The sequence below is a fragment of the Aquabacter sp. L1I39 genome (genome assembly GCF_017742835.1).
Lineage (GTDB): Bacteria > Pseudomonadota > Alphaproteobacteria > Rhizobiales > Xanthobacteraceae > L1I39.
In genome coordinates this window covers 1390128-1410284 of the sequence record NZ_CP072392.1, presented here as the reverse complement: position 1 = coordinate 1410284, position 20157 = coordinate 1390128, and the positions used below count along the sequence as shown (strand labels likewise).

Sequence of the window (20157 nt, the reverse complement as noted above, 5' to 3'; positions counted from 1 at the left end):
CGTCGAGGGCGATATAGGCGAGGTCATACTTCGACGCCTCGATCTCCTTGGCGTCTTCTTCGGTCTCGTCGCGCAGCTCGACCAGGTCGGGGTGGCGGAACAGGGAGTTGGAATCGAACGACACCTTGGCGTCGAGCACCTTCAACTGATTGTCCTTGGTGACGATCAGCGGGTTGATCTCGAGCATGGCCATGTCGGTGCCGGTGAAGGCCGTGTACAGCACTTCGGTCAGCTTGCCGGCCTGCTTGGCCAGGTCGCCGGTCAGGCCGAGGGCCTTGGCCACCTTGCGGCCATGGAAGCCCTGCACGCCGCTCGCCGGATCGACAGAGAAGGTGACGATCTTCTCAGGGGTGTGGTGGGCCACCTCTTCGATGTCCATGCCACCTTCCGTGGAGACCACGAAGGCCACACGCGAGGTCTCACGGTCCACCAGCAGAGAGAGGTAGAATTCCTTGGCGATGTCGGAGCCGTCCTCGATATAGAGGCGGTTCACCTGCTTGCCGGCGGGACCCGTCTGGATGGTGACGAGGGTGTTGCCGAGCATCTGGCCGGCGAAGGCCTTGACCTCGTCCACCGACTTGGCCAGGCGCACGCCGCCCTTCTCGCCGGCTTCCGGCTCCTTGAACTTGCCCTTGCCGCGGCCGCCGGCATGGATCTGGGACTTCACCACCCAGAGCGGACCACCGAGCTCGGTGGCTGCCTTTTCAGCCTCTTCCGGCGAGAAGACGGCGATGCCGCGGGAGACCGGCGCTCCGTATGTCTTCAAAAGAGCCTTGGCCTGATATTCATGAATGTTCATGGGGCTTCGTCCCTGAGGGTTGCGCAGTGCCCCCCTCCCGAAGCCGGGAGCGGAACAAGTCGCTGGTGTAATCCGGCGGAGATTTCCCCGCCGGGACTAAGGTGGCGCCCCCCAGGGCACCACCGTCGATCGCGTCATGCGGCGAGGTCAGGAGCAATGCTGACGCAGGCATCCACCAAACCTTTCACCGCCGCCACCGATTTCTCGAACTGGGCGCGCTCGGCACGGTCGAGTTCCACTTCGACCACGCGCTCGACGCCCCGGGCGCCGATCACCACCGGCACGCCCACATAAAGGTCGCGCAGTCCGTATTCCCCCGCCAGGCACGCGGCGGCGGGCAGAACACGCTTTTTGTCCTTGAGATAGCTCTCCGCCATGGCGATGGCGGAGGCCGCTGGCGCATAAAAGGCCGAGCCGGTCTTCAGGAGATTGACCACCTCCGCGCCACCATCGCGCGTGCGCTGCACAATGGCGTCGATGCGTTCCTGTGTGGTCCACCCCATGCGGATGAGGTCCGGCACGGGAATACCAGCCACGCTGGAATAGCGGATCAGCGGCAGCATGGTGTCGCCGTGGCCGCCCATGACGAAGGCGGTCACATCCTCCACCGAAACGTTGAATTCGTCGGCCAGGAAATAGCGCAGCCGCGCGCTGTCCAGCACCCCGGCCATGCCAACCACCTTCTCGCGCGGCAGCCCGCTCGCGCGCTGAAGGGCCCAGACCATGGCGTCCAGCGGATTGGTGATGCAGATGACGAAGGCGTCGGGGGCATATTTGGCAAGGCCCGCCCCCACCTGCTCCATCACCTTGAGATTGACGGACAGGAGATCGTCGCGGCTCATGCCGGGGCGCCGGGGCACGCCAGCGGTGACGATCACCACATCGGCGTCGGCGATGCCGGAATAGGAATTGGTCCCGGAGAGGCGAATATCGATGCCGGCCACCGGAGCAAGTTCCGCCAGATCCAGCGCCTTGCCCTGCGGAACGCCATCCACCACGTCGAACAGGACGACATCGCCGAGTTCCTTCAGGCCGGCCAGCAACGCAAGCGTGCCGCCGATCTGACCGGCCCCGATCAATGCAATCTTGCTGCGCGCCATAGACGAGTGTCCCTGTCCCGGGGCATGGAGGTGCGGCCCTGTCCGAGCGGGGTCTGACTACTCCCATCCGGCAGGGCGTTCAAGACGTTCGCACTGCACAATCGCCTCCCAACGACCGCGCGGCGCCATCCTAAGCTGTGCCGCTGAGACTCCAAGTTGGCAATTGGACGGAGAACGCGGATGAAAATCAGGTTTCCACAAGGCCCGTCGTATTGCCGGTGGCGCGCGAATCCGCGTGGCCGTGGGGGCGCGAGAGATATTCGGCGGAACGCATCTCGTGGAGGCGGGAGACCGTACGGGCCCATTCAAAGGCCTCCGCCCCTTCCGTGCCGAGATAGAGGGCCTCAGGTTGCGCCGCCGCGGATGCGATCAGCTTCACGCCTCCATCATACAGCGTGTCGATGAGCGAGATAAATCGCTTGGCCTCGTTGCGCCGGTCGCCGTCCAGCACCGGGATGCCTTCCAGCAGGAGGGTGTGATAGGTGCGGGCGATGCGCAGATAGTCGGTGGCCCCCAGTGGCTGCTCGCACAGCCCGTGAAACGTGAAACGCGCCGCGCCATTGGCGGCGGACGGGACGGGAATGGTACGTCCCTTCATCATGATCTGGCTGGGATGCCCGCCGGCGGGACCTGCCAGCCGCGCAAAGGCGGCATCAAGCGCGGCATCGGCCGCCGCACCCAGCGGGGTATGCCAGACCTCGATGCCTTCCAGCTTCAGCATGCGGTAGTCGGTCTCCGCATCAAGGGCCAACACCTCCATCCGCTCCTCGATCATGCCGATGAAGGGAAGGAAGAGCGCCCGATTGAGACCGCCCGCATAAAGATCGTCGGGCTTCACATTGGAGGTGGCCACCACCACCACGCCGTCGGCGAACAACTTTTCAAACAGCCGGCCGAGGATCATGGCATCCGCGATGTCGGTGACATGGAACTCGTCGAAGCACAGCAGCTTGGCCTCGGCGGCCAGGGCGTCCGCGACGGGCTGGAGTGGATCGGTGGTTTTGCGCAGGCCCGCCTTCTGGGCCTCGCGCTCGGCGAAGATGCGCTCATGCACATCCGCCATGAATTCGTGAAAATGGGCGCGGCGCTTGGACTTGACCGGGACCGTCTCATAGAAGAGGTCCATCAGCATGGTCTTTCCGCGCCCCACGCGGCCATAAATATAAAGGCCTTGGGGCGGACGCGGAGCGCGGCGCTGGAACAGCCAGCCGAGCGCGGAGGACTTGCGGGCCAGCGCATAGTCCCTGAGTTCTCGCTCCAGGCGGGCGAAGGAATCCACCGCATTGGCCTGGGCTGGGTCGGGAGAGATCAGCCCCTCGGAGACCATGGTGCCGTAACGTTCCAGCACGCGGGCCGACGTTTCCGAAACCATGTCCTCACTCCCCCTCGCCAATGGTGCGGCCCCGCCTTCGGCAAGGCCGGGGGCTTCGCCTGCAAAGCGAGGGTGCCGTTTAGACGATGCACCGCAAAAGTCGACCCCCAATTCATCCCGAACCAGGCGCTGAAACCAAACCCCGCTGCGCGCGTTACCTCAGCAGACCCGGCGCGGCGCACACCAAGGGCCCGGCCGGACCAGACAGATCCAGCAGCGAACCGCAGTCGCAGTGGCGCCGCTTGCGCGGCGCCAAGAGCAGACCTGCGCTCGCTAGACAGGGAGAGTGAGCATGAACAAGACCATCGCCGGCGGCGCCGGCCTCATCAGCCTCGCCCTCGCCGCCGCGCTCGCCATTCCCGCGCCGGCATCCGCCGATGAGAGCACCACGCGCGTGAACGACAGCATGATCCGCGTCCAGCAAATGGACTATCTCCTCCGCAATGGCGGCTACGTCCTTTACCAGGACACGTATTCCGACGCGGTGGGCGGTCGCAACGCGACCATGGTGGCACCAGCCAGCCGTGCCTACCGCTCGGGTTACACCTATCAACCGAGCACCGTCCATGTGGTCCCGGCCCCCGCTTATCCCGGCCCCTATTGATGACGACGAACTGAGTTGTGGATCCCGGCCAGGGCCTCGCTCCGGCCGGGATCTGGACATTTTTCCCGTGCCATGTGCCCTCTGTAAAAAGGGCCGAAGCAACGGGGGAATGGCGTGCAGACGGATGTGGCGGCGGACGGCAGCCGATCCTTGGTGGACCGGGCGAAGGCATGGCTGGCGAGCCACGACCCGGGCGCGGTCGACCAGACGCGCGCGCTTCATATCGGCATCGCCTTCGTCCTTGTTATCGCAACGGGCGTGGCCACTTCGCGCGGGCTGGGGCTCGGTCTCGACATCGTCTTCCCCATGGCCGGTGCCATCACGACGATGGTCCTCATCACCTTCACCCCGGCAGCCAGCCGGCGGATCGAAGCGGTCAGTTTTCTCAAGCTTTTCGCCTTGACCTTCGCAGTGCTGGTGGCGGTGTTGATCATCGGTCCCGGCGATGGCGAAGCCAATGCCATGTTCCTCAAGCTATCCGTGGTGCCCCTGACCGGGGTGTCGCTCTACATGCGCAAGAACGGCATGGAGGGCATGCGGCAGGGCAATGTGATCATCGTCGTCGTGACGGTAGCAGCCATCTTGCGCCCCACTCATATGGAGACGGCATGGCTGATGATGGCCGCCTGCCAAGGCGGCGCCATTGCGGCGCTTGTGCGCTTCGGCCTCCATCGTCCCAATGCCCTGACCATCTATGCTGACACGGTGGAGGCCGCCGGTCAGGCCATCGGACGCCATCTTCACGAAGTGGCGAGTGCGGTGCGCGAGGCGCGGCCCGTACCGCAGACCACCGATGAGTTGCTGGATCAGATCCGCGTGCGTGTGCGGTCGGCTCTCGTGAATGCGTCCGCCGAAGCCCCCGACGCGCGCAACTATCTGGAAGCGGTCCGCTCCCTGGCCTATCGGCTGCGCGTGGCCACCCAATTGTTGAGCGCCTGCATTCCCTCCCCCGCGCCGGACGCCGATACGGGTTCTGCCGGCACCTGGCGCGCGCCGCTCGCCGCAGCCGCAGACCAACTCGCCCGCCACCTCGAGAACGGGCTCGCGCAGCCCTTCCCCGAGCATGCCCGCATGGGCGGCATCCTGGCCCGGCTGCGCCAGGCCGCCATGGCACCCAACTTGAAGCCCAGCGACCACCTCGCTTTGCTGCGCGCGGTCACCGCCTTTGAGCGCCTCGCCTTGGTTGTCACCGAACTCACGCGGTTGCTGTCCGAAGGGCCGGAGCAATGGCACGCCTCGGCGGCGCCGGCTCCACAGCCCCCTCCTCCGCCCGCCACTGACGGCCTCTCCCCGTTCGCCAAGGTGGCCATCCAGGGTCTGGTCGCCACGACCATCACCACCGGTCTCGACCTCATCCTGCATCTGGACCACGCGTATTGGGCGACGCTGACCGTGATCTTCGTCCTGGGCAACAGCGTCGGCGAAACCTATGTGCGCGTGCGCTACCGCACAGTCGGCACAGCCATAGGCGTTGCCATCGGCCTCGGGTGCGTTGTGCTCCTGAGCGACAATGTGTGGATCCTGGCCCTGCTGTGCCTCATCTGCCAGATGATATCGCTGGTGACGGTGCGGGACCGCTACGACATTGCCTCCGCGATGATCGGCTTTTCGGTGGTGGTGGCCCTCCACATCGTCAGCGGGCTCGATGCGCAGGGGATGGTCGCGCGCATCTACGAGACGGGAATCGGCGCCGGTGTGGCCCTGCTGGTTTCTTGGGTGGTGCTGCCCGTCTATGTGGCCGACCAGATCCGGGACCAGGTGATCTCCATGATTAAGCGCTGCCGGACGGCCTTTGCCGCTTCCTGGCCACGATACCACGCGGAGGGGGAGGTCGCGGCCCCGCGCGCCAGCACCGCTGCCATGTCGCTAGAACTGCGCGTATTGGCCGATCGGCTGCCCCATATCGGCGCGGAAACCAGCCTCGGACATCGCTCCGCGGCCGATGTTATCACGCTGGTCTCGACGCTGGAAATCCTGACCACCTACCAGGCCCTGCTGGAAGACGCAGCAGAACGCCTGTCCGGCCTGCCCCTCCCCGAGCCGCTCGTCACGGTGCTGGAGGCGGCGCGGGCGCGCACATTGCGCGCGTTTGACGCGGCGCTCGGAGAGGCGCCGGCCGGCACCGATCCTCAAACGGCCCCGGACCTTGATGCCGCGGTCCGTCTCGCCATGGACTATGTGGACGATCCGAAGACCCGAAGGCTCCTGCCGCTGATGGCGGATTATCTGAGCTTTTCCGATGCGGTGCTGCGCCCGCTCAAGGATCTGGGCGGCCTTCTCGCCGCAAGCCGGCCAGCCGAGCAGCGCCCCGACCCCGCCCCCAGCCATCCGCGCGATGCGGCCTCGGGCACGCCGCACGCCGCGTGAGACCGCTCAGAGAGAGGTGAAGGGGCGGAAGTGCTTGGACAGTTTCAGGCCCTGACCTTGATAATTGGAGACACCCGCCTCTCCATAAAGGGCATCGGGACGGTGGGACATGCGCTCATAGATGAGGCGCCCGACCGTCTGGCCGTGTTCCAGAATGAACGGGACTTCGCGCGAGCGCACCTCCAGCACGGCGCGCGCGCCGCTGCCGCCAACCGCCGCGTTGCCGAAACCGGGATCGAAGAAACCCGCATAGTGAACCCGGAATTCGCCAACCAGGGGATCGAACGGCACCATCTCGGCCGCATAGTCCGGCGGCACATGCACCGCCTCGCGAGAAGCGAGAATGTAAAAGGCGTCGGGATCAAGCACCAGGCTTGCATTGCCGCGTGCGCGGATGGGCTCCCAGAAGTCCTCCACCTCAAGTCCATGGCGGCGGTCCACGTCCACCACGCCCGTGTGGCGCTTGGCGCGGAAGCCGAGCAGGCCGCCGAAGGTCTCGCCCGCGAGGTCAACGCCCACTGCGATGCCGCCGCTCGCCACGTCCGGCACCTCGGCATCCACCAGGCATTCGGCCTTCTGTAGGTTCAGAAGCTCAAGATCCGACAGGCGGGCGACGCCGCGCCGGAAGCGCACCTGCGACAGGCGCGAGCCCGCCCGCACCAGAATGGGGAAGGTGCGCGGGGAGATTTCCAGATAGAGCGGCCCCTCATAGCCAGCCGGGATGGCATCGAACGCGCGGGCGCCATCGGCGATGACGCGCACGAACACATCAAGGCGCCCCGTGGAGCTCTTGGGATTGGCTGCGGCCGCCACGTCGGCGGGCAGCCGGAGCTTTTCGGACAGTTCCACCAGATAGACGCAGCCCGTCTCCAGCACCGCGCCTTCACGCAGATCGAGCTTATGCAGCCCGAGATCAGCGAGGCGCTGCTTCACGCTGATGCCATTGCCTGGCAGGAAGCTGGCCCGAATGCGCCAGGCGGTGCGCCCGAGCCGCAAATCAAGGCTCGCGGGCTGGATCTGGTCGTCGTCGAAGGCGCGGCGGGAAATGATGCAGCCGCTCTCATGAAGCGCCGCAATGGCCTGCGAAGGCAGGATTCCCGGTCTCAACTGATCCACCACGCTCCAGCCTCCGCCGGCTTCCGGTCCCACGGCCTCACCACCCGGACAATCCCCGCGTGCGCCGTCCGCGCATAAAGGCGAACCCTCTCCCACATGGCAAGCGGATTGTCCCGCCACATCGTTCGGTTTACCGGACGAAATGATTGACGTCACCGAACGCCTGCGCTTTAACAAACGCCATGTGGTGAATTTGAGCCGGCCGGCTTGCCGCCACGCTAAAACAACTCGCTAAAAGGCCGGGGACGGGTGGACCACATAAGCGGGTCACGCCGCAGTCCTCGGCGTCCGGAGGCTCGAAGACCGTGGCGCCCTTCATTCCCGCCGACCCCAAGACGCTGCACCCCGAGACGCTGCTGGTCCATGGTGGAACCACGCGCTCGCCTTATGGCGAGACCTCCGAGGCGCTCTACCTCACCCAGGGTTTCGTCTATGACAGCGCCGAAGCCTGCGAGGCCCGCTTCAAGGGCGAGGATCCCGGCTTCGTCTATTCGCGTTACGGCAATCCCACCACCGCCATGTTCGAGACCCGCATGGCGCTGCTGGAAGGGGCCGAGGCAGCCCGGGCCACCGCGTCTGGCATGGCGGCCGTTCACGCCGCCCTTCTGTGTCAGTTGCGCGCGGGCGACCATGTGCTGGCGGCACGTGCCCTGTTCGGTTCCTGCCGCTGGATCCTGGAAGACTATCTCCCCCGGTTCGGCGTGGAGATCACGCTGGTGGATGGCACCGACCTTGACGCCTGGAAGGCAGGGGTGAAGCCCAACACCAAGATCCTGTTCCTGGAAAGCCCCACCAATCCGACGCTGGAGATCATCGACATCGCTGCGGTGGCGCTGATCGCCAAGGCGGCGGGGGCAAAGCTGGTGGTGGACAATGTGTTCGCCACCCCCCTGCTCCAGAAGCCGTTCGCACTCGGCGCCGACGTGGTGGTCTATTCGGCTACCAAGCACATTGACGGCCAGGGCCGGTGCCTGGGCGGCGTGGTGCTCGCCTCCGAGCAGTTCATCACCGATCACCTGCAGACCTATCTGCGCCAGACCGGCCCTTCCATCTCGCCCTTCAATGCCTGGGTGCTGCTGAAGGGGCTGGAAACGCTGGGGCTGCGCGTGGAGCGCCAGCAGGCGAGCGCCGTGAAGGTGGCGGATGCGGTGGCGGAGTCGGCCAAAGTCTCCAAGGTGCTTTATCCCTTCCGCGACGATCACCCGCAGGCAGAGCTGGCCCGCCGCCAGATGACCGGCGGCGGCACCCTCGTCACCTTCGTGGTGGAAGGTGGCAAGGAGGGGGCGTTCCGGTTCGCAAACGCGCTCAAGGTGATTCGCATCTCCAACAATCTCGGAGACTCCAAGAGCCTGCTGACCCATCCGGCCACCACCACCCACCAGCGCTTCACGCCCGAGGCGCGGGCCCAGATGGGCATTTCCGACGGCCTGGTGCGCCTGTCGGTGGGGCTTGAACACCCCGACGACCTCATCGCCGATATCCATCAGGCGCTTCGGTTCGTCTGACGCAAGGCGCGGCGCACACAACATATTCGCCCCGGAGGCCGCCGCTCCGGCGCGGAACGTGTTGCGCGTCGCGCTGACTGCGGCTTCACTGCCGATTGTCCCGCCAGGGGCGGACAGCGACGGCTCGCGCGGGTGCGGGCTGGTGAAGGGGCAGAGCATGTACCGGGCGACCACGCGCCAGATCCAGGTCACAGCCACGCCGCGCTACGTGGCGGAGCGGTCGGACCCGGACCAGAGCCGCTATTTCTGGACCTACACCATCGAGGTCGCCAACCTCGGCACCGAGACGGTCCAGCTCAAGGCACGCCACTGGTACATCACCGACGCCTTCGGCCATGTGGAAGAGGTGCACGGCCAGGGGGTGGTGGGCGAACAGCCCGTGCTGGAGCCCGGCGGGCGTTTCGAATATACGAGCGGCGTGCCGCTCGCGACCGCCATGGGCATCATGCGCGGAGAGTATGACATGACCAGCGAGAGCGGGGAGGCGTTCGCGGTGGAGATCCCGGCCTTTTCCCTGGACCTGCCGGACATGCGGCGCATCTTGAACTGACCCATGGCCACCCGCAGCGCCAAGGCCCCTGTCGTCGAGATCCAGACCGCTCCGGTTCTGGACCTGCGTCCCATCGCCTCCGTGATCGGCGTGCTGCTGAGCGTGCTGGGCGTGGCGATGCTGGCGCCCGCCATTGCCGACCTGGCGACGGAAAGCGGGGGAGAAGGTGCCTTCTTGGGCGCTTCGGCGGTCACCATCTTCGTCGGCGTCCTCATGTGGATGTCCGGCCGCCAGGCGCAGATCAAGCGTCTGGACCTGCGGCAGGCCTTCCTCCTCACCGCAAGCGTGTGGTTCGTACTGTCCGCCTTCGCCGCCTTGCCTTTCGTGTGGGGTCAACCCGCCCTTAGCGTGACAGACGCCGTGTTCGAGAGCGTGTCCGGCCTCACCACCACCGGCGCCAGCGTCATGTCTCAGCTCGACCACATGCCGGCCGGCATCCTGCTGTGGCGCACCCTGCTGCACTGGTTCGGCGGCATCGGAATCGTGGTGATCGGCATCGCCATCCTGCCGCTTCTGAGCATTGGTGGCATGCAATTGTTCCGGACCGAGTCGTCCGATAAATCGGACAAGTTCCTCCCCCGTGCCGAGGCGGTGGCGAAAGGGCTGCTCCTGTCCTACGTGATCCTGACCTGCCTGTGCGCCTTTGCCTATGCGGTCGCGGGGATGCCGCTGTTCGACGCCTTTACCCTGGCCATGTCCACCCTGTCCTCGGGCGGCTTTGCCAATTCGGACAGTTCCCTGTCCATCTTCTCTGCACCCGCGGTGGATTATGTCGCGATCGTCTTCATGCTGGCGGCGAGCCTGCCGTTCACGCTCTATGCGCGCGCGCTTGCAGGCGACTTCACGCGGCTGTTCACCAATTCAGAGGTGCGGCTGTTCTTGGGCATCGTCGTCGCATTTACCTTCGCCTCATTCCTCCAGCAGAGCTTCCAGGGCGTCGCGACCGGAGAGACCGCGTTTCGCGGCGCGCTGTTCACGGTGGCGTCCATCATCTCGTCCACCGGCTTCATGACCGTGGACTATACAAATTGGGGGCCGCTCTCCAACGCGATCTTCTTCGTGCTCATGTTCATGGGCGGCTGCACCGGCTCCACCGCCGGCGGCATCAAGGCGCTGCGGCTTGCCATCGCCGCCAAGGCGGCCCGCCAGCACTTCAAGCGCATCACCTACCGTAACGGCACCTTCCCCATCCGCTATGGCGGAGCGCCCGTGAGCGACGACGTGGTCGCCTCGGTGCTGAGCTTCATCTTTCTTTATCTGGCGACGTTCCTGGTCATCGGCACCATCCTGAACCTGATGGGGCTCGACCTGCTCACCGCCTTCTCGGCGGCCATTGCGTGCCTGTCCAATGTGGGACCGGGCCTCGGCCCCATCGTCGGCCCGGCCTCCAATTACAGCGCCCTGCCGGATCCGGCCATCTGGCTGCTGTCCCTGGCCATGCTCCTGGGGCGGCTGGAAATCCTCACCTTGCTTGTGATCGCGCTGCCGCGCTTCTGGCTGCGGTGAGCAGGGAGGATTGCGGCCTCCCCGCCTCCTTCACGCGTCCGGCCGGTCGTCCAGGACCTCCTGCGCCGAAAAGCTGTAGGTGCGGCCACAGAATTCGCAGGTGACGCCCACCGTGCCATCGTCCTGGATCATCTCGCGGCGCTCATCGCGATCAAAGCTCGCGAGGACACCCGCCACTCGTTCGCGCGTGCACGAGCAATGGGCATGCACCGGCACCGCGTCGAACACCCGCACGCCCCGTTCGTGGAACAGGCGATAGAGCAGCCGGTCGCTGGAGAGGTCGCGATCGATCAGTTCCACGTCCTCCAGCGTGGCGACCAATGACTGGGCTTCCGCCCAGGCGTCATCGTCCGGCACCTCGTGAAGTTCCATCCCTTCCGGCGCATCGCCGGGCGGAAAATCCGCCTGCCGCGCCCGGCCCGCTTCCGCCGGGAGGAACTGGGCCAGAAGGCCGCCAGCGCGCCAGGACGAAGGTTCCCCCCCCGGCCGCATCTCTTCGCCGACGGCCAGGCGGACGCGGGTGGGGATCTGCTCGGACTGCTGGAAATACTGGTGCGCCGCTGCCTCCAGCCCCTCCCCGTCGAGCGCCACCACGCCCTGATAGCGGTTGGTGGTGAGGCCCTGGTCAATGGTCATGGCCAGGTGGCCGCGCCCCAGCAAGGTTGCCGGATCGGCCTTGTTGCTGCGCTCGGCTTCGGCCACTGCGTCCGCGTCGAAGCGGGCATAAGCGCGGACCTTGTCGGGGGCGACGAAGTCCACCACCAGCATGTCCACCGCGCCATCGGTCTTGGTCTGCAGGATGAAACGGCCCTCGAACTTCAGCGAAGTGCCCAGCAGCACGGTGAGGGCCACCGCCTCGCCGATCAGCCGCTTGACCGCCGGCGGATACTGATGATGCGCCAGCACCCCATCCAGGACAGCGCCCAGGCGCACGGTGCGGCCGCGAATGTCGAGGGCATCCACCTGGAACGGCAGGACCGCATCGTCCTGTCGGAGGAATGTCTCGTCGTGTGTGTATTCGGAAGCCATGGTGCCTCCCTTTCGGTCACGCGCAGGCGGAGCCGGCGCTGAAAATGGGCGTCGTGCCGTCCTCTTGGACGATCTTGCCGGGTCTGCGCAAGCGCCGTAGCCGGACGCAATCAGGAACACGGCATCACGCGCGCCCTCGCCCAGATCCCGCAGGCGGCGCGTGCGAGCGGCATGTGCGAGCGGCACTTGGAACGGGCGCTTGAGGGGCACGCAATCGAACAAGACGATGGACGTCGCCCCCGCATGGGCGCCGGAGCAGAGAAGGCCTTCCCCTCGCCCCGGAATGGAGCTGCGCCGGCCCGCGGGCCGGCGCAGTTGGTCATCACGGGACAGTCAGACGCCGGCGGCGTTGAAGCACCAGGCGAGAATGCCCTTCTGCGCATGCAGGCGGTTCTCCGCCTCGTCGAACACCACGGACTGGGGACCATCCATGACTTCGCTGGTGACCTCCTCTCCGCGATGGGCAGGCAGGCAATGCATGAAGATGGCGTCAGAGGCGGCGCGCGACATCAGCCGGCGGTTCACCTGAAACGGCTTCAGCATGTTGTGCCGCTTCTCGCTTTCCTTGTCGCCCATGGACACCCAGGTGTCCGTGACGACGCAGTTGGCGCCTTCGACGGCCGCCTCGGCATCGTGGGTGAAGTGGACCTTCGCCTTGGTGCGCTTGACGAATTCCGTCAGCGCCTTGTGGGGCGAAAGCTCCTTCGGAGTGGCCACATTCAGCGTGAAGTCGAAGCGCTGGGCCGCGTGGACCCATGAGGCCAGCACATTGTTGGAATCCCCCGTCCAGGCCACCTTGGCGCCGGCAATGCCGCCACGATGCTCCTCGAAGGTGAGCACGTCCGCCATCACCTGGCAGGGATGGGAAATGCGGGTGAGGCCGTTAATGACCGGCACCGTGGCATTTCCCGCCAGTTCGACCAGATCCTCGTGGCTGAGGATGCGGATCATGATGGCATCGACGAAGCGCGAGAGGACGCGGGCGGTGTCGGCGATGGTCTCGCCGCGCCCGAGCTGCATCTCGGTGCCGGTCAGCATGATGGTCTCGCCGCCAAGCTGGCGCATGGCGAGGTCAAAGGACACGCGCGTGCGGGTGGAGGGCTTGTCGAACACCATGGCCAGCGACTTCCCGGCCAGGGGCTTGTCCAGATCGCCCGCCTTCTTGCGCGCCTTGAGGTCCTTCGACATCTCGATCACCCGCCGCAATTCCTCGGCTGGGATGTCGGTGAGATCCAGAAAGTGACGCACGCCATTGGCACTCATTCGGCCGCTCCCTTCACCGCGGCCATGTTGAGACCGTCCTCGATCCGCTGGCACGCCGCCTCGATCTTGTCGCAGGCGATGCCAACCTCCTCCTCGCTCACCACCAGAGGCGGCAGCAGGCGCACCACATTGTCGCCGGCGCCGGGCGCGAGCATCCCCTCCTCGCGCAGGGCCAGCACCAGATCGGCCGCAGGGCCGTGGGCGCGCAGGCCCAGCAGGAGGCCCTCACCGCGCACCTCGGCGATGACGCGCGGGTGGCGGTCCATCACCTCCGCAAGACGCTGCTTCAGGCGTCCGCCAACGTTGCGCACATGGTCGAGGAAGCCATCCGCCAACACCATGTCCAGCACCGCATTGCCCACCGCCATGGCCAGCGGATTGCCGCCATAGGTGGAGCCGTGGGTGCCAAGCGTCATGCCCTTGGCCGCCTCCTCGGTGGCAAGGCACGCCCCCATCGGGAAGCCGCCGCCAATGCCCTTGGCCACCGCCATGATGTCCGGCGTGATGCCGCTCGCCTCATGGGCAAACAGCCGCCCGGTGCGGCCGACGCCGGACTGCACCTCGTCCAGCACAAGCAGGAGGCCGTGCTCGTCGCACAGGTCCCGAAGCTGGCGCAGGAAGGAGGCGGGCGGCACGCGCACGCCGCCCTCGCCCTGGATGGGCTCCAGCAGGATGCCGGCCGTGTGCGGCCCGATGGCGGCCTTCACCGCCTCAATGTCGCCGAACGGCACCTGGTCGAAGCCCGGCATGTCCGGCGAGAAGCCTTCCAGATACTTGGCATTGCCGCCGGCAGCGATGGTCGCGAGCGTGCGGCCGTGGAAGGCGCCCTCGAAAGTGATCAGCCGATTGCGCTCCGGCGAGCCGCTGACGAACTGGTAGCGGCGCGCCATCTTGATGGCGCACTCCAGAGCTTCCGCACCGGAATTGGTGAAGAACATGGTGTCGGCGAACGTCGCCTCCGTCAGCCGGTTGGCGAGCCGTTCCCCGCCCGCAATGCGGAACAGGTTGGACGTATGCCAGAGCTTACCGGCCTGCTCCCGCAGGGCCTCCACCAGATGGGGGTGGGCATGGCCAAGCACATTGACAGCAATGCCCGCCGTGAAATCGAGATAGCGTCGCCCGTCCGTCGTGACGAGCCAGCAGCCCTCTCCCCGCTCGAATTCGAGGTCGATACGCGCATAGGTCGGCAGAACGGGGGTAATCACGGACCCCTCCCAAGGGGTTGGCGGGCCACGCAGTCGTAGCCACATAGGTGGTCAGAAATGCCAAAGGCCGCCCCGCTTGAGGACGGCCCGACGGCGGGGATTCTAATGATCGCGCGCGCGAGGTCAACCGGGCTGAGCCGTTAACGGGATTGTAAGGACTTGGGGAAAACAGGCCGGCGACTCAATCTCGCACTGTGCGAGAGTCTCCGCATATTGTAGCCTCTCAACCGTCGACTACGACATGTCGTGCGACACTTTCCAAGTGGCGTCGGGCACCTCGGCTCCCGCGTGCGAAAGCGCGTTTTCGGGAACGAGGTCGGAGTCGGCGAAATGCGGCGGGAACGGAGTCGGATCCGGCTGAGCCGGCCTGATCCGGGAACTCTGGGTCCATTTTAATTGGGGACGGGCGCACGCCTTTGGCCGCGCGTACGTCCCTTGGAGGAGAACGATGAGCTGGAACGACGAGCGCGTCGAACTCTTGAAAAAGCTCTGGAGCGAAGGCCTCTCCGCGAGCCAGATTGCAAGCGAATTGGGCGGTATCACCCGCAATGCGGTCATCGGCAAGGTGCACCGCCTCGGCCTGTCCGGCCGCACCAAGAGCGTCGCGGCGCCGGCGCGCCCGCGCAAGACCGCGCGTCCCGAGACGCCGGCCCAGCAACAGCGTCCGGCCAATGCGCCGCAGCGCCCTGCCACCCATGGCAATACGGCCCTCGCGCAGATGCCAGAAGAGGATTTTGAACCCGCTCCCGCGCCTGCCCCAGTGGTGGCGGACAATGTGGTGTCCATGTCGCAGCGCTGCACCATCATGAACCTGACCGAAGCCACCTGTCGCTGGCCCATTGGCGAGCCGGGAACGGACGGCTTCTATTTCTGCGGTGGCCGCAGCGTCACCGGGCTGCCTTATTGCGCGACCCATGCGCGCCTTGCCTACCAGCCGGTGCAGGATCGCCGTCGGGATCGCCGCCTCGCTTATCTGTGAGATGCGCGCGCGGGTTCCCGGCCCGTCCTTTGGACATTTCCGAGCGAAACGGCAACCGGTTCACGTGAAGGCAACGCGTTAAGACAATGAGATAGGGTGCACCGGCAGTTCGATGAGACGCTGACGCACTCCAGACTTGAAAACGGCCGGCCTCCTTCATGAGCGCCGGCCGTTTTCGTTGAGGGCGCAGGGGGCCAAAAGGAAACGCCCGGCGCAAGCGCCGGGCGTCCCGTCAGGCACAGGACCTGAAGTTTCAGTCGTTGATGGAAGCGCCGGACGCCTTCACCACCGGGGTCCATTTGGCGATCTCTGCCTTCACATGGGCGTCGAGCTGGGCCGGGGTGGAACCCACCGTCACCGCGCTGAGATCCGCGAGCTTGGCCTTGACCGCCGGGTCGGCCACGGCCTCCATGCAGGCCTTGGCCAGCTTGTCGATGATAGCAGTGGGGGTGCCGGCCGGCGCGAAAATGGCGTTCCACGAATAGGTCTCGTAGCCGGGCAGGCCGGACTCGGACACCGTGGGCATGTCGGGGGCGGCGGGCGAACGATCCTTGGTGGTGACGGCGATGCCGACCACATCGCCCTTGCGGATGGCGCCGATGGACGAGGGCAGGTTGTCAAACATGATCTTCACCTGGCCGGACAGGAGGTCCACCTTGGCCGGGCCGGCGCCCTTATAGGGCACATGAACCATCTTCACGCCCGCCATGCTCTCGAACAGGGCGCCCGAGAGATGCAGCGGGGTGCCGACGCCGGACGAGGCATATTCATATTTGTCCGGATTGGCCTTGAGCAGCGCGATGAGCTCGGCTGTCGTCTTCACATTCAGCGAGGGATGCACCACCACCACGTTCGGCACGTTCACCAGCAGCGAGACCGGCGCGAAGTCCTTCACCGGGTCATAGGGCATCTTGGTATAGAGGGCCGGGTTGATGGCATGGGTGGCCACCGTGCCCATGAGAATGGTGTAGCCATCAGGCGCTGCCTTGGCCACCGCCGCGGCGCCCGCATTGCCACCGGCGCCCGCGCGATTTTCAACCACCACCGGCTGCTTGAGGATATCGCCCATCTTGGCCGCCACGATGCGGGCGACGATGTCGGTGGATCCGCCAGCGGCGAAGGGCACCACCATCCGGATCGGCCGGTTGGGGAAGTCCTCCTGCGCCATGGCCCCACCGGTGAAGACTGCCGTGGCCAAAGCGAGGACTGCGAGCAGGCGTTTCATCAGGCGCTCTCCTTCTGTGCGTTTCCGGTGCGGCTGAGCCGCGCCGTTTTTCCTTACCCCCGGGCCATGGGACGCAAGGGTGGCGGGGATATTGGACGAATTGCGCAGAGAGGCAAAGGGCGCGTGCAGCGCGCACGGAGCTTTCAGGGCACCAGGGCACACGACTTTAGTTGAAGGCCAGCCTGCCCGCGCGGTAGCCTACCGCCAATGCCCGAAAATGAGGCCCGGCAGGCGGACATGCTCCGCCGACCGGGCCTGAAACACGTCGCGCCTCAATGGGAACGGGCGAACATCTCGTTGAAGGAATAGCCGGCACCCCGCACTGTGCGGATGGGGTCCATCTGCCGGCCGCGATTGATGGCCTTGCGCAGGCGACCCACATGAACATCCACGGTGCGCTCGTCGATATAGACGTCCTGCCCCCACACGCCGTCCAGCAACTGCTCCCGCGAAAAGACCCGTCCGGGGCTCTGCATCAGGAATTCCAGGAGCCGGAATTCAGTGGGGCCGAGATGGATCTCGCGCCCCGCCCGATGGACGCGGTGCGTCTCCCGGTCGAGCTCGATATCGCCCGCCCGCAGGAGGGTGGCCACGTGCTCGGGCTTGGCCCGCCGCAGCAGGGCCCGCACCCGGGCAAGAAGTTCGGGGACCGAGAAGGGCTTGACCACATAATCATCCGCCCCTGTGGCCAGGCCCCGCACGCGTTCCGTCTCCTCGCCGCGAGCGGTGAGCATGATGACGGGCAGGCGCTCGGTCTCGGCGCGGGTGCGCAAGCGGCGGCACAACTCGATCCCGGACAGGCCCGGCAGCATCCAGTCGAGGATGACGAGGTCGGGAACCGCCTCCCTGAGGCGGGTCTCCGCCTCGTCACCCCGCCCCACATTGTCCACCGCATAGCCCTCGGACTCCAGATTGTACCGGAGCAGAAGGCTAAGCGGTTCCTCGTCCTCGATAATCAGAATACGCGCGGGCACGGATCATCATCCCTGAAGGGCTTGTCCCGGAAAGGTGACGGCGGTTTCGCTGGAGCGGTCCGCCTTCGGACGCTCGTCCGAGAGCATCTGTCCGGTAACCATGTAATAGACTGTCTCCGCCACATTGGTGGCGTGGTCGCCGATGCGCTCGATGTTCTTGGCGCAGAACAGAAGATGCGTGCACACCGAGATGTTGCGCGGATCTTCCATCATATAGGTGAGAAGTTCGCGGAACAGCGAGGTGTACATGGTGTCGACGACGCTGTCGCGACCCCACACCTCAATGGCCTTCGCTTCATCCTTGCCGGCATAGGCGTCGAGCACTTCCTTCAGTTGCTCAAGCACCAGGTCGGACATGTGCTCGACCCCGCGCACCAGCTTCTGAGGGTGGTACTCGCCCTCGATGGCCAGGACGCGCTTGCCCACATTCTTGGCGAGGTCGCCGATGCGCTCCAGGTCGGAGGCGATGCGGATCGCCGCGACCAGCTCGCGCAGGTCGGTGGCCACCGGCTGGCGCTTGGCGATGACGAGGATGACCTTCTCCTCGATCTCGCGCTGCATGTGGTCGACGCTGGCGTCCAGCAGGATCACCTTCTGGCCCGACGCGGTATCGCGGCGAATGAGGGCGTTGACGGAATCGGCCACCAGGCGCTCGGCCTGGCCGCCCATCTCGACCACCTTGCGGCCGATTTCTTTCAGCTCGGCATCGAAGGCCGATACGATATGGTCGGGCATCGTTTTTACCCCTGCTGGGTCAGCCGAAGCGGCCGGTGATGTAGTCGCGCGTCTTGATCTGGCGCGGATTGGTGAAGATGACGTCGGACGGGCCGACCTCCACCAGCTCGCCCAGATAGAAGAAGGCGGTGATATCCGCGCAGCGGGCCGCCTGCTGCATATTGTGCGTCACGATGACGATGGTGAAGTCCTGCTTCAGCTCGTCGATCAGATCCTCGATCTTCGAGGTGGAAATGGGGTCGAGCGCCGAGGTGGGCTCGTCCAGCAGGATCACCTCCGGCTGCACCGCGATGGTGCGGGCGATGCACAGGCGCTGCTGCTGGCCGCCGGACATGCCGAGCGCCGAGGTGTGCAGGCGGTCCTTGGTCTCTTCCCAGATGGCGGCCTTGCGCAGGCAGCTCTCTACGCGCTCATCCATCTGCGACTTGTTCAGGCGCTCGTGGAGGCGCACGCCGAAGGCGATGTTGTCATAGATGGACATGGGGAAGGGCGTGGGCTTCTGGAACACCATGCCGATGCGGGTACGCACGATGGTGGGGTCCAGCTCCTTGCCGACGATGTTGACCCCGTCGAACAGCACCTGCCCGTCGGCGCGCTGGCCGGGATAGAGGTCATACATGCGGTTGAACACCCGCAACAGGGTGGACTTGCCGCAGCCCGACGGCCCGATCATGGCGGTGACGCGCTTCTCGGGGATCTCGAAATTGATGTTCTTCAGGGCATGGTTCTGCCCGTAATAGAAGTTGAGCTTGTCCACCTTGATCTTGGTGGGCGCCGACATGGCGTCCGGCTTGGCGGAGACGGAAGCGGCGATATTGAAATTGGGGTCCACGGCGGAAGTCATGTGCGGCCTCTTGGATCTCGGAGCGCCGGCGGCATCGCCCGGCATTGGATCTCTGAGCGCCGGGCCCAGTGGCCCGGCCGGTTGTCATCAGGGCCTGGCGCCAAGGCCAGGCGAGGACCGCATCAGCGGTCCGGAACTGCTCACTTGTTGCGGGCCAGGAACAGCCGGGACGCCACGTTCAGCACCAGCACGCCCACCGTGATCAGCAGCGCACCCGCCCAGGCGAGCGCGACCCAGTCGTCGAAGGGGCTGCCCGCATACTGATATATGGCGATAGGGAGGCTGGCCATGGGCTGGGACATGTCCAGCGACCAGGAATTGTTGCCGAGCGAGGTGAAGAGCAGCGGCGCTGTCTCGCCGGCCGCGCGGGCAATGGCGAGCAGAATGCCGGTGACGATGCCCGCGCGCGCCGCGCGCCAGGTCACCATCATCACCACCTTCCACTGCGGCGCGCCGAGCGCGAAAGCCGCTTCGCGCAGCCCCACGGGAACGAGGTTCAGCATGTCCTCGGTGGTGCGCACCACCACCGGGATCACCAGGATGGCCAGCGCGATGGAGCCCGCCCAGCCCGAGAAGCCGCCGAACGGCACCACCAGCAGCTGGTAGATGAACAGGCCCACCAGGATGGACGGCGCCGACAGCAGGATGTCGTTCACGAACCGCGTCGCCGAGGCGATCTTGGTGCCCTTGCCGTTCTCCGCCAGGAAGGTGCCAGCGAAGATGCCGATGGGGCCGCCGATGGCAAGCGCCACCGCCACCTGGATCAGCGATCCCACGATGGCGTTGAGCAGGCCACCATTCTGGCCGGGCGGCATGGTGATGCGGGTGAAGACGTTGGTACCAAGGGCCGGAAGGCCCCTGGCGACCAGGGTCCAGAGGATCCAGGCCAGGAGGAAGATGGCCAGGACGGCAAAGCCGGTGGAAACGGCCTTGACCAGATTGTCCTTGGCGCGGCGTGCGGCAAGCGATGCCATGACGGGTGCC

General features: G+C 65.9%; 18 protein-coding genes and 1 riboswitch. Of the genes, 6 read left to right on the top strand and 12 right to left on the bottom strand.

The window, feature by feature from the left end; all coding sequences use genetic code 11:
• The 3 genes from J5J86_RS06140 to zapE form a co-directional block, all read right to left on the bottom strand.
• A partial coding sequence (locus tag J5J86_RS06140; protein WP_209103985.1) for an ATP-grasp domain-containing protein occupies positions 1 to 799 on the bottom strand: 799 nt, incomplete at its 3' end.
• Between the two features lie 134 nt (positions 800 to 933).
• Positions 934 to 1899 carry a malate dehydrogenase gene (mdh, locus tag J5J86_RS06135; protein WP_209103984.1) on the bottom strand — a complete coding sequence of 322 codons (966 nt, stop codon included), beginning with the start codon at positions 1897 to 1899 and terminating at the stop codon, positions 934 to 936.
• Positions 1900 to 2086: 187 nt separating this feature from the next.
• Positions 2087 to 3271, bottom strand: a complete 1185-nt coding sequence (zapE, locus tag J5J86_RS06130; RefSeq protein ID WP_209103983.1) for a cell division protein ZapE — start codon at positions 3269 to 3271, stop codon at positions 2087 to 2089.
• A 292-nt stretch (positions 3272 to 3563) separates the two neighbouring features.
• Between zapE and J5J86_RS06125 the strand changes: the two genes are divergently transcribed.
• Both J5J86_RS06125 and J5J86_RS06120 read left to right on the top strand, forming a co-directional pair.
• Positions 3564 to 3875, top strand: a complete 312-nt coding sequence (locus tag J5J86_RS06125; protein ID WP_209103982.1) for a hypothetical protein — start codon at positions 3564 to 3566, stop codon at positions 3873 to 3875.
• A gap of 114 nt (positions 3876 to 3989) precedes the next feature.
• Entirely contained in the window at positions 3990 to 6242 is a 2253-nt protein-coding gene (locus tag J5J86_RS06120) for an FUSC family protein (protein ID WP_209103981.1), read from the top strand.
• Between the two features lie 6 nt (positions 6243 to 6248).
• Here J5J86_RS06120 and J5J86_RS06115 read toward each other — a convergent pair whose 3' ends face one another.
• Positions 6249 to 7391, bottom strand: coding sequence for a 2'-deoxycytidine 5'-triphosphate deaminase (locus J5J86_RS06115; protein ID WP_209103980.1), 1143 nt, complete (start codon positions 7389 to 7391; stop codon positions 6249 to 6251).
• A 141-nt stretch (positions 7392 to 7532) separates the two neighbouring features.
• Positions 7533 to 7613: riboswitch (SAM riboswitch) on the top strand.
• 50 nt (positions 7614 to 7663) lie between these two features.
• On the opposite strand from J5J86_RS06115, the gene J5J86_RS06110 reads away from it, so the two are divergent.
• From J5J86_RS06110 to J5J86_RS06100, 3 genes are all read left to right on the top strand, one after another.
• Positions 7664 to 8863 (top strand): O-succinylhomoserine sulfhydrylase, encoded by a 1200-nt coding sequence (locus J5J86_RS06110; RefSeq protein ID WP_247658117.1) that lies wholly within the window; start codon positions 7664 to 7666, stop codon positions 8861 to 8863.
• Positions 8864 to 9020: 157 nt separating this feature from the next.
• Complete coding sequence (gene apaG, locus J5J86_RS06105) at positions 9021 to 9413, top strand: Co2+/Mg2+ efflux protein ApaG (protein WP_209103979.1); 393 nt, start codon at positions 9021 to 9023, stop codon at positions 9411 to 9413.
• A 3-nt stretch (positions 9414 to 9416) separates the two neighbouring features.
• A complete protein-coding gene (locus J5J86_RS06100; protein ID WP_209103978.1) occupies positions 9417 to 10919 on the top strand; it encodes a TrkH family potassium uptake protein in 1503 nt (500 codons plus the stop codon).
• Between the two features lie 30 nt (positions 10920 to 10949).
• Here the strand turns inward: J5J86_RS06100 and J5J86_RS06095 are convergent, their stop codons facing one another.
• The 3 genes from J5J86_RS06095 to J5J86_RS06085 all read right to left on the bottom strand — a co-directional run bounded on the left by J5J86_RS06095 (position 10950) and on the right by J5J86_RS06085 (position 14416).
• Positions 10950 to 11948 (bottom strand): Hsp33 family molecular chaperone, encoded by a 999-nt coding sequence (locus J5J86_RS06095; RefSeq protein WP_209103977.1) that lies wholly within the window; start codon positions 11946 to 11948, stop codon positions 10950 to 10952.
• Between the two features lie 333 nt (positions 11949 to 12281).
• Positions 12282 to 13211 (bottom strand): ornithine carbamoyltransferase, encoded by a 930-nt coding sequence (gene argF, locus J5J86_RS06090; protein ID WP_209103976.1) that lies wholly within the window; start codon positions 13209 to 13211, stop codon positions 12282 to 12284.
• Entirely contained in the window at positions 13208 to 14416 is a 1209-nt protein-coding gene (locus J5J86_RS06085) for an aspartate aminotransferase family protein (RefSeq protein ID WP_209103975.1), read from the bottom strand. Before J5J86_RS06085 ends, argF begins: the two co-directional genes overlap by 4 nt.
• Before the next feature lie 448 nt (positions 14417 to 14864).
• Here J5J86_RS06085 and J5J86_RS06080 point away from each other — a divergent pair, with 448 nt between their 5' ends.
• Entirely contained in the window at positions 14865 to 15395 is a 531-nt protein-coding gene (locus tag J5J86_RS06080) for a GcrA family cell cycle regulator (RefSeq protein WP_209103974.1), read from the top strand.
• Positions 15396 to 15648: 253 nt separating this feature from the next.
• Here J5J86_RS06080 and J5J86_RS06075 read toward each other — a convergent pair whose 3' ends face one another.
• The 5 genes from J5J86_RS06075 to pstA all read right to left on the bottom strand — a co-directional run bounded on the left by J5J86_RS06075 (position 15649) and on the right by pstA (position 20147).
• Entirely contained in the window at positions 15649 to 16620 is a 972-nt protein-coding gene (locus J5J86_RS06075; RefSeq protein WP_209103973.1) for a Bug family tripartite tricarboxylate transporter substrate binding protein, read from the bottom strand.
• A 272-nt stretch (positions 16621 to 16892) separates the two neighbouring features.
• A complete protein-coding gene (phoB, locus tag J5J86_RS06070; protein ID WP_209103972.1) occupies positions 16893 to 17594 on the bottom strand; it encodes a phosphate regulon transcriptional regulator PhoB in 702 nt (233 codons plus the stop codon).
• 6 nt (positions 17595 to 17600) lie between these two features.
• A complete protein-coding gene (phoU, locus tag J5J86_RS06065) occupies positions 17601 to 18329 on the bottom strand; it encodes a phosphate signaling complex protein PhoU (protein ID WP_209103971.1) in 729 nt (242 codons plus the stop codon).
• A gap of 19 nt (positions 18330 to 18348) precedes the next feature.
• Positions 18349 to 19173: a phosphate ABC transporter ATP-binding protein PstB gene (gene pstB, locus J5J86_RS06060; RefSeq protein WP_209103970.1), complete on the bottom strand. Its 825-nt coding sequence runs from the start codon at positions 19171 to 19173 to the stop codon at positions 18349 to 18351.
• A 140-nt stretch (positions 19174 to 19313) separates the two neighbouring features.
• Positions 19314 to 20147 (bottom strand): phosphate ABC transporter permease PstA, encoded by an 834-nt coding sequence (gene pstA / locus J5J86_RS06055; protein WP_209103969.1) that lies wholly within the window; start codon positions 20145 to 20147, stop codon positions 19314 to 19316.
• Between the last annotated feature and the right edge of the window lie 10 nt (positions 20148 to 20157).